General features: G+C 34.3%; 6 protein-coding genes and 1 pseudogene. 3 read left to right on the forward strand and 4 right to left on the reverse strand.

The annotated features are described in order from the left end of the window. Nucleotides 1–43: 43 nt before the first annotated feature. Entirely contained in the window at nucleotides 44–505 is a 462-nt protein-coding gene (gene rnhA, locus B5D46_RS03755) for a ribonuclease HI (protein WP_197017924.1), read from the reverse strand. Nucleotides 506–1076: 571 nt separating this feature from the next. Here rnhA and dnaQ point away from each other — a divergent pair. Both dnaQ and lpcA read left to right on the forward strand, forming a co-directional pair. Then, nucleotides 1077–2003, forward strand: coding sequence for a DNA polymerase III subunit epsilon (gene dnaQ, locus B5D46_RS03760; protein WP_234973817.1), 927 nt, complete (start codon nucleotides 1077–1079; stop codon nucleotides 2001–2003). An 8-nt stretch (nucleotides 2004–2011) separates the two neighbouring features. Beyond that, on the forward strand, nucleotides 2012–2590 hold the full coding sequence (gene lpcA, locus B5D46_RS03765) for a D-sedoheptulose 7-phosphate isomerase (protein ID WP_031492318.1): 579 nt from the start codon (nucleotides 2012–2014) through the stop codon (nucleotides 2588–2590). A 90-nt stretch (nucleotides 2591–2680) separates the two neighbouring features. Here the strand turns inward: lpcA and B5D46_RS03770 are convergent, their stop codons facing one another. After that, a complete protein-coding gene (locus B5D46_RS03770) occupies nucleotides 2681–4711 on the reverse strand; it encodes an LTA synthase family protein (protein WP_159443014.1) in 2031 nt (676 codons plus the stop codon). A gap of 413 nt (nucleotides 4712–5124) precedes the next feature. Between B5D46_RS03770 and B5D46_RS03775 the strand changes: the two genes are divergently transcribed. Then, the gene (locus B5D46_RS03775) at nucleotides 5125–6051 is read left to right on the forward strand and encodes an AraC family transcriptional regulator (RefSeq protein WP_078928298.1); all 927 of its coding nucleotides are present in this window, start codon (nucleotides 5125–5127) and stop codon (nucleotides 6049–6051) included. Nucleotides 6052–6175: 124 nt separating this feature from the next. Here the strand turns inward: B5D46_RS03775 and B5D46_RS03780 are convergent, their stop codons facing one another. Both B5D46_RS03780 and tnpA read right to left on the reverse strand, forming a co-directional pair. Next, a complete protein-coding gene (locus B5D46_RS03780; RefSeq protein ID WP_078928299.1) occupies nucleotides 6176–9553 on the reverse strand; it encodes a mechanosensitive ion channel domain-containing protein in 3378 nt (1125 codons plus the stop codon). Nucleotides 9554–9825: 272 nt separating this feature from the next. Further along, nucleotides 9826–10093, reverse strand: a pseudogene (gene tnpA, locus B5D46_RS03785) (IS200/IS605 family transposase); the annotation flags it as partial.

Raw genomic sequence — 10093 nt, forward strand, 5'->3', positions numbered from 1 at the left:
CCGTCCTAACTTGGTCCTATGGACCGGTTGTTAATTATGATAATTAGGAGCAAAAACCTTCATCAAGGATTTTGTTATCTCCTGCGGCAGCACCTCTGGCAAGTTCATCGCAACGCTCGTTTTCTTGGTGACCGGCATGTCCTTTAACCCATTTAAAAGTAATAGAGTGTCTTGAACATTCCTGATCAAGCTTTTGCCATAAATCCTTGTTCTTTACGGGTGCTTTTGTACTGGAAATCCAATTATTTTTTTTCCAGCCTGCAAGCCATGAGGTCATTCCGTTTTTAACGTACTGACTATCTGTTGTAATAATAACTTTACATGGCTCTTTAAGAGATGAAAGCCCTTTAATGACAGCCATTAGTTCCATTCGATTATTTGTCGTTTGGATAAAGCCTTGGGCGAATTCTCTCACATGTTCTTTATATTTAAGAATTACTCCGTAGCCACCTGGGCCTGGGTTTCCTAAACAAGAACCGTCGGTGAAGATTAATACCTCTTTCATAACACTCATTATTATTTGTTAAAGAAGGTCAACCTTCTCCTTATTTGATATTGTCTGGTAAACAATATCTCATGAAATTCACACTTTTATTATATCATAAAAAAACGTAAATAAATAATCCTTACAAATCAATATGATATATGCAAAAAAGTGTTAATCGTGAATAAAAATAATACGTAAATATGTATTTTTAATCAGGTAAATTTACTTTACCAAAAAAAGGAGCTCTTTATATTTTGTAGCTCCTCAAAAGTATATTAACCGATTTTAATTAGCTAATACTTAGTATAAAAAATTTTGCACCTTGTCACAAAAATGGCTTTGGATTAAGCTTTTTTTAAGTATAATTAGTTAGCCGGAACTAACCATTAGGAATATTCTTATTTAATCGCGATACTATGTATTATCAAAGATAAGAAAAGATAATTAATGCAGATTCAAGGATAATTTTTAAGTAAAAAAATACAAAAAGTGAATTTCGTTATATTAGTCGATATTAAGTGTAAGCAGATAACTCATATTCTTTAAAACAATTTTTGCTAAAATAAATTAAGAATTTGGAGATCATATTTTGAAAAGACAAGTTGCACTTGATACAGAAACAACCGGTAAATCCGACGACGGTACTCCTGGCGAGCACAGAATTATTGAAGTTGGCTGTGTTGAGATTATTGACCGTAAGATTACAGGTAGAAATCTTCAGCTTTACGTTAATCCTGGAAGACATGTTGACGATGAAGCTTTTAAAGTGCATGGAATATCTGATGAGTTTCTGGCAGATAAACCAAACTTCGAAGATGTTGCCCATGAACTGATTGATTTTATTCGTGGTTCAGAACTTCTGATTCATAACGCTAAGTTCGACGTTGGCTTTATGGATAAAGAATGGATGTTAATGGGGCTGAACGAGAAGACGAGTGAGATGGCTAATGTTGTCGATACAGTCTCTCTTGCTATGAAATTATGTCCTGGACATCAGGTTAATCTTGATAACCTTTGTAATATCTACGAAGTAGACCGATCTTCCCGTACCCTCCACGGAGCATTGCTTGATGCTCAGATCTTAGCCGAAGTATATCTGGCTATGACAGGTGGTCAGGCTTCTTTGAATTTTTCTGAAGAAAAAGTTATTACTAATGAAAAATGGATAAGACCTGAGGGCGTTAAACTTCCTGTTATGCCTCTAAGTGAAGAGTGTCATACTGTTCATATGGAAAAAATGCTGAGTCTGGCTCAAACTCATATGATTAGAAAAGGAGAAGAAGGTCAACCTTCAATTGCAGGAAGTGACTGGTCTGATGATTTTGATATGGAGCTTCTTGTAAAAGGAGAAGATGAGAAAAAGTCAGATTTTAAAAAGAGATTATCAGATCAGAAAAAACAGATGATCGAAAAGATTCTGACTCCTCAGCAGCGAGAAGTCTTACAGGAATTTAAAAATAAAGACAATGCTGCACAGGAAGCTTGGCTTGATAGAGTTTTAGGTCGAAAAAAATAGGAGAATGAATGTTATCTTTTGACGTACTCGATGATTTACGAGAAGAGCAGCAAGTTCTTAATGACTTTATAGAACAGAAAGATACCAGAGAGGTCATCGAAAAGGCTATTTATATGATGACCGATTCAATTAAGAATAATGGAAAAATTATCTCTGCCGGTAATGGCGGCAGCATGTGTGATGCAATGCATTTTGCTGAAGAATTAACCGGAAGATATAGAAATGATCGTCCTGCTTATCCTGCAATTGCCATCTGCGATCCAAGCCATATTTCATGCGTAGGCAATGATTACGGTTATGACTATATTTTTTCAAGATTTCTTGAAGGAATGGGCTTTAAAGGGGATGTTTTTTTAGGCATCTCTACCTCAGGTAATTCAAAGAATATCATTGAAGCCTGCAGAGTTTGCCGTGAGAAGGGGTTAAAATCAATTGTTCTTCTAGGTAAAGATGGTGGAAAGCTAAAGGATCTTTGTGATCTGCCTATTATTGTTCCTCATTTTGGTTATGCGGATAGGATTCAGGAAGTTCACACTATGATTATTCACATCATGATCCGCGGAATCGAAGAAATACTTTCAAAGTAAAAAAATATCTTATTTTAATTAGAAAACCCGTTATCAATCGTAGAGATCAATAACGGGTTACTTATTATGAAATAACGAAATTTTTAAATTCTAGTTAATTTTCAATTTATCAAAATCATCCTTGTCAGACTTGTTTGCCTGCAGATAATAAAGCTGGCTTTCAAGTTTCTTCATTGCCGCTTCTTTTATACAGCTTCTGTTACTTGGCTTCGAATCAACAAGTAAATGTTCCATTTGTGTGAAGTCATATGAAACAGGTTTTGAAACATTGCTGATATCGCAAGCATGTGTCTTGTCATATGAAACAGCAACGATTCCGTTGAATGCAAATGGGAAATTACATTTTTCATCTGATAAAAGGTCACATCCGAAGGAATAGAATTCTTTATCTGACAAAGCATGAGACACAATAGTGGTAATAATATCCTTCTGGGAACCTAGACGTTCCTTATCAAAGGCAACGCCTGTGTTATCAATATACTGCTGTGGCATATACAGGTAGAAAGGAACCTCATGACCGAATACAAGCTCTGTTGGGTGGTCTGAGTAACCAATACCTCTCATATTGTGATCACCTGTTGCTGCGATAAACGTATTATTCTTCAGTCCATCATCAGACTTGATCTGGTCTATAAAACGACCCAACTGATCATTTGCATATCTGAATGTTGCAAATATAGTCTCTGTATCTTCGTAAGGGAATCTAGCAAGAATATCCTCAGGAAGCTTAACCTGCTGAACTTCTACGTCAGAAGGTAATCTGAATGGAGGGTGATTGGTTATGGATAATGTCATGATAAAGCGTGGCTTATCATGTTTTTCCTTTAGAATCTTGTATGTCTCTTTGAATAGATACTCGTCGTCAATTCCCCATGCACCAGAGGTTGCATTTGGGAAATCCTTTAAAACCTGAGTTCTTTCAATGACTCTGCTGAATTTTAGCTGTCTTAGGAAATTGTCGTAATTTCTCCAGGATGCTGTTGATGCCGTTACAAAGATCGTTTCATAACCTGCTTCATTGAACAGCTTTGCTATATTGCAGATATAATCTTTGCTGGAGTATACAGAGGTAGAAAGATTTAAATCAGGAGAAGCAACCAGCATTCTGGTTAAACTGTCAGAGGTTCCATCTCCTTCTGAAACGAAATTCTTAAATACAAAATCTGTCTTGAAATGCTTGCGCAGTTCACCCATTAAATCTCTGTCATTCTCATTATCGAAAGTCATCATGTGGGTGCTCATGCTTTCCATTACATTGAAAACAATATCTGGACGATTCTGCTCAAGGAATTCATTTTTATCTGTATGTTTTACCAGTGGCTTAAATAGATCTGAAACAGTATCACCTTCAATCTGAATCCCTAACTCATCATAAGTTTTTAGAATTTCAGATGGCTTAACAGTAGGCACTTTCATAGAAATCTTTTCCCACTTGTAAGCCCAGTAAAATGCTAAAGGGCCGTTTGGTAAACAGTAGTTAATTCCAGGTTTATCAGTTACCTGTGCATTTAACTGTCTTAAAGGGAATGTTCCAAAAGAACCTCTTATCAGTCCGAAAAATACCAGAATAAGGACAATCATTCCTATAACAGTTTTTTTTCTGGTGTCTGGAACATACACTTTATTCTCAATTTTATTGAAGATAATAGCTGCAGAATATTTATAAATGAAAAAGAATAATAAAAGACCAACCGCGCCGATACCAACAGGATAATCATTGATTACAGTCTTTATAACTGCAAGAGGATCTTCTTTTGAGATCGCAAAGATAAAGGTATCTATTGATTTGTCGTATGTCTTGAAATAAAAATAGTTAACGATGCTGAAAATTAAAGCTACGTACACAATTAGAGTGTTGTAGTACTTTATGAATCCTTTAAAGAAAACAAATGATTTGTTTATGAATGTGGCAAAGGCAATCAGTAAAGGTAAAGCATATGCAATACATACAACCTTAAGATCAAATCTTAAGGATAGAACCCAGAAATTAAACTGTTCGGTTAAAGAAAGCAGAAAATACTGATCCTTTACAAAACTGAATACAAGAAGAAGTCTTGAAACAAGTAAAATTACCAGGCATAAAAACATGCCGCCAAGAATTCTTGAAAGAAAAAATCGCATATTTTCCTGTGCGCGATTACATACTATTTTCGAAAAAAACATAATATTTTTCCTTCGGTCTTATTATTTTTATTTCATATAAAAGCGAAATTATACTCTGAAATCTTTGTTTTTTTGTTATAAAAAAATTTTTCCTAGTTAAAACAAGATAATAACAGATTGGGTTACTTGCTGATTCTTATTACGAAAGAAGTTTTTTTTGTTTGTTGTCAGATTTTATTTTCAAAATAAAAATAAATTATCAATTTTGGTTTAATATTGTGTAATCTTTATTGAATTTTTTTGTCTGCTGTTTTTGTGTAAAATTCAGCATTAACGGAATTTAATATTCGTTTTAATAGAATAATAAGAAAAATAATAATAAAGGTTAATTTTCTCTAGAAAATCTACCTTAAGAAAATGAAGAAAATCAAATGCCTCCACTGAAGAAAGAATTAAAAGAAAATACAAAGCATGGTTCTAATGTTTTTCCTTTGGCAAGTTATTTCTGTCGAGGAAAGAAATTTAATATAAATATTGGTATGCACTGGCATCCAGAGGTTGAAATCAACCGATTTGAGAAAGGCTCATTTATATTAAATTATGCTATGAAGGAATATAGGATAGACGGCCCCTGCATTGCTATTTCTCCAGGAAATGTTCTTCATAATCTTGTAATAAAAAGAGGTTCAGACCAGTCTTCTCTTGTTTTCAATCCATCCATTGTTGAATTTAATTATTTTGATGAGGTCGAAGCTCAGTTACTTCGTTTTCTGACAGAGGGCGGAAAACAGATGCCTCCTCTGATTACTAAGGATATGGAGTGTTTTGATAGGGCAGACCGTCTTCTAAAATTCATAATTGAAAATGCATCTACTCAGAGTGGGGCATTAAGATTAAGAATTAAAGCCCATTTAATCGAATTATTGGCAATTATGTATGAAAACGGATTGTTTTTAACAGATTCTTTATCAAAAACAGAAGATTTTGAACATAAACAGCAAAAAATTAAAGATTTATTAACTTTTATAAATGATCATTATTCAGAGAAAATTTCGATGAATGATGCTGCTAACTACCTAAAGGTTTCAAGACAGTATTTCTGTCGTTATTTCAAGAAAAGCACAGGAATGAGTTTTGTTGATTTTATAAATGATCTTCGTCTGAGAAGAGCCTGTCAGGAAATTGTACTGACCTCAAAATCCATTACTGACATTGCGCTTGACCATGGGTTTGATAATATTGGCTATTTTTTCAAGTTATTCAAAATAAAGTTCGGTCAGACTCCTTTAGCCTATAGAAAATCAAAAGCCACAGGAAATAACGGAAAACTTGGTGCGGATGATTACTCGATTTATTAGAAAAAACTAGGTATTTTTGAAAAAAAATGAGACAAAATAAGTTTTTTCCCTTATTTTGTCTCTTTTTTTTTAGGTGTTTTTTTTGCGAGAATCATCGGTAATTTATTACCGATGTTGTTCTCTTTTATTTGACCTTGATTTCTTCTGGATTTGATTCCAGTTTTAGCTGAGATTCATTCCTTGCAAATAAGCCTTTTTTCAGCTGCTCAATGAATTCCTGCTGTTCAAGTGTCTTTACATGAATATCCATCTGATTGAATGGAATCTCAATGCCGGCATTAGCGAATGCGTTAAGCGTTTCCTGACACAGGTAGTCAATGGCAAGTTTTCTGTCTCCAATTTTGGTTACATAAATATCACAGGCTAATGTAACCTCGCTTGCAGCTAAAGCCTTTACATAAATCAGAGAAGCCTGGTCTTTTGCTATGTAGCGGCATCTGTTAATGATATTTCTAAGAATGTTCTTAGCTTTCTCAACATTTGAACCGTAGGCAACACCAACATTAAACTCCATCTTGGTAATTGAACTTGACAGAGACCAGTTTGTCAGAGCAGAAGTGATGAACTCTCTGTTTGGAATCATTACTTCCTTATTTTCAAATGACATAACTGTTGTTGAACGTATACGAATTTTGCTTACGGTTCCTGATAGTCCGTTCAGGGTAATAATGTCACCAACTCGAAGTTGTCTTTCAAACAGAAGAATGATACCTGATACAAAGTTAGCGAAGATTTCCTGAAGACCAAAACCAAGGCCAACTGAAAGAGCAGCTACCAGCCATTGTAAATTCTCCCATTTAACACCTATCGCACCAGCCGCTGAAATAATACCTAAGCCGATAATGATGTATGATGAGATTACTTTTACTGAATAACTCGTACTCTTAAATCGTTCATCTTTTCTGATAAGAATGATTTTCTCAAATAAAACCGGAAGAGTCTTATTCAGGAAGCTGGTGATTATAAGAATGAAGATTGCAAACAGGATATTTGCAATTGACAGATAATCTGTGATTACAGGAGCACCGTTGACTATCTGAGTCTTATTCCAGATATGGACGGTATCAAGATAACGTAGTACAGATGATAAATCACTCCACTGAATGTATAAAAGAATCGCTGTTGCAATAATCAGGACGATTCTTGCCACTTTGTATAAGCGGGCACATAAAGAAGGCGCATTCAGATTCATTACTGAAACAAGACTGATAATTATATTTGCCTTATGTTCACCACTGCCTGAATGAATATTGTGTTTAACATCATAGATTTTTTCGTAAATCTTAACAGTAAGAACATAAATCATTCTGTGTACAGTCTGACTTACAAGGAAGTATGTCAGCACTATGTAGAATGTATATGCAATTCTATTTGTGAGTTTTACAACTGTATAGAGATATCCGGATGAAACTGAAATTGCAGCGATTGAAGTAATCACAATGCCGATTATGCAGGAAATAATATAACCTGCGGATGTGTAGTTAAAATCTCTAAGATTATTAATGAGCAGTCTGAATGAAATAATAAACAGACCAATACATGATAGAAGAACTACTGAAAAAGAGGTTAAATCAGAATAAATAGTAACAGCATCTGTTTCTGCAACATTTGCGAAGATCAGTAGAGGAAGAGCAAAAGTCCATACACTGCTGAGAATATTTCTGTAATGTGCCAGTTTGTAAGGCTCAACACTGAAATGTCTTTGTACAAGAGCATTTGGCTTTAGGATCTGCATAAAGAAAACGAAAACGAATATATGCATTAACATTGCTGTAATAACATATCTTTGAGAGTGAGTTTCGCTTAGGGCTATACAGATAATGACTGTTCCAAGGCATATCATCCAGACCATGCTTGGAATCATAAGAATCATGTTATTTAAAAGGGCAAGAGGAGTCAGGAATACTGAATCAGCAGCACTGTCTAGTCTTCTTGCAAGTCTATTATTGTTGTCCTTAATTTTTTTTATGAATACCAGAATAATTCCGCATAACAGGAAAAATGGCAGCAGAAGTGTTGTTATTGTCTTTGTGGTATCTGATAAAAATTCTGAGCCAGAAAGTTTCTGTTTCAAAGATTCCCATTCGTATTTTGCCGATGGGAGGAACATTTTTATGAATTCATTTCCCAGAGGCTGATTTGATTTTACCCAGAACAGCTGCTCTTCAATGTCTGCACTGATTTTGTCGTAAATCTTTTTATAGCTTGCGTAATTAACCTTAATTTCGATATTTTCATTCAGTGAATCAGCTATAACCTGATAAATTTCACTTATGCATGACTTTCTCTGACCATAGATAGTAATAACATCTTCTCTGTAAGGCTCAAGCTCAGGATAATTCTTGATAACTTTTTCAACATCTTCAAAAACGCTGTTGATCTGATTTAATCTTTCTCTGATTTCGTACAGATAAATATTGATATTGGCGATTTTTTCATCAACATCATATTTGATTTCTACTTTTGGTAAAGATGTCAGCTGTTTGTTGAGAAGTCTTGAAAGAATCAGGCTTCTATTTAATTCTTTTATCTGGCTATCAAGACTCTTTTCAATCTGTGTAACTTTCAGATTTGCATCCAGAACTTCTTTGTTGGTTTCTTTATAGTCAGCATACAATTCTTTTGCCTGAGACAGGTATCCTTTGATTTCATTTGTTTCCTTGATAACCTTTTTTAAAACAGGATTGTTTTTTACTGTCTCATTATTAAGTTTTGATTCTTTATTATCTTCATTTGAATCAAGTGTTTTTAATCTTTCAGATAATTTTTTTATTTCTTCATTTAATCTGTTGTACTTTAATGTTGAATACTCAAGTTCAAGTGATGAAATATCCTGAAGAATAGAAATATTTGATAGCTGTGTCTTATATAGATTATTCTCAAGATTAGATTCATAAATAATAGTTGCATATGCTCTGTTTAGCATATTCTCTGTATCTGGATTATTATCGATCTCAGAAATCAGAGTTTTGGTCTGTTCATTATTAAATGTAACTGTACTCTGTGACTTTTCAGGAAGAGTCTGGACATCATTATGATATTTTGTTGCTCTTTCAAGTAAGATGTTTTCCTGAATTAAATACTCTGTATCGGCCTTCAGCTTTTCATTGACTTCCTGATAGGATAAAGATTCAAGTTCGCTGTCTGATATTACAGTTTTCTTCTTTTCATCATGGATTTTTCTTGAGTAATCCACGATTCTTTTTTTAGCTGATGAAAAAAGTTTAGTTAATCCTGAGAGCTTTTCCTTTGTATCAGAAATCTCTTCGTTCTTTTCTATGGCTTTTGTGTATATGGCGATATTTTTTTCTTTATCTTTATCTGAAAGAGTTGAACTTTCCTTTGTAGTTTTTATCGCTGCAGTAAGCTCTTTTGTTGAAGGAAGAACGATTTCTCCGAATCTCGTTGTAATAGAGTTTGTATGAGATTCCTGGTGAGGCAGAGCGAATGCTGTTGTGATTCCGAATAATACAATAATTAGTAGTGCTAGAATTTTTTTCATACAATACAGAGCCAGAGTCCTAGTTTATGAATGAACAAAACAGCTGATTATGCTCCAGATATTGATAAGCCTGGGGTGTCTTTACTTCTTTGCTGAATTTGAACTTTATACTTATATATATACCGTGAAATTATAACATTCCTCACATTGCTAAAACATAGCAATCTCTTGTTTGATTAACATTTCAGTCAGCTTTTATCAAGTAATAGGCACGCTAAAACCACGCAGTTTACTGCGGGGATAAAGCGTGCCGATTAGAAAATGGATATTTTCTAATCAGGAGTGTTCTGTTGTTCTATATATTGTCTGATGATAGAAATTGAGGCTCCTCCACAACTGCAAGCAAAATAGGATGGCGACCAAAGAGCTTTCCCCCAAAGATTTTTTTTGTATAGAGGGATAATTCTTTTTTCTGATAATTAGACTCGAATAGCCTTTGAGAGCTTGAACTAGTTTTGAGATTGTAATTTTTGGTGGATAACTGACTAGCAGATGAACATGCAAATTGTAAACACAATGTCGGCCGTGCAAAAATTCTGT

It is taken from the genome of Succinivibrio dextrinosolvens DSM 3072, from assembly GCF_900167015.1.
Classification (GTDB): domain Bacteria; phylum Pseudomonadota; class Gammaproteobacteria; order Enterobacterales; family Succinivibrionaceae; genus Succinivibrio; species Succinivibrio dextrinosolvens.

Excerpts from the sequence above, each read along its gene's own strand:
- rnhA (WP_197017924.1), bottom strand. The coding sequence starts at position 505 with ATGAAAGAGGTATTAATCTTCACCGACGGTTCTTGTTTAGGAAACCCA.
- lpcA (WP_031492318.1), top strand. The coding sequence starts at position 2,012 with ATGTTATCTTTTGACGTACTCGATGATTTACGAGAAGAGCAGCAAGTT.
- B5D46_RS03770 (WP_159443014.1), bottom strand. The coding sequence starts at position 4,711 with ATGCGATTTTTTCTTTCAAGAATTCTTGGCGGCATGTTTTTATGCCTG.
- B5D46_RS03775 (WP_078928298.1), top strand. The coding sequence starts at position 5,125 with ATGCCTCCACTGAAGAAAGAATTAAAAGAAAATACAAAGCATGGTTCT.
- B5D46_RS03780 (WP_078928299.1), bottom strand. The coding sequence starts at position 9,553 with ATGAAAAAAATTCTAGCACTACTAATTATTGTATTATTCGGAATCACA.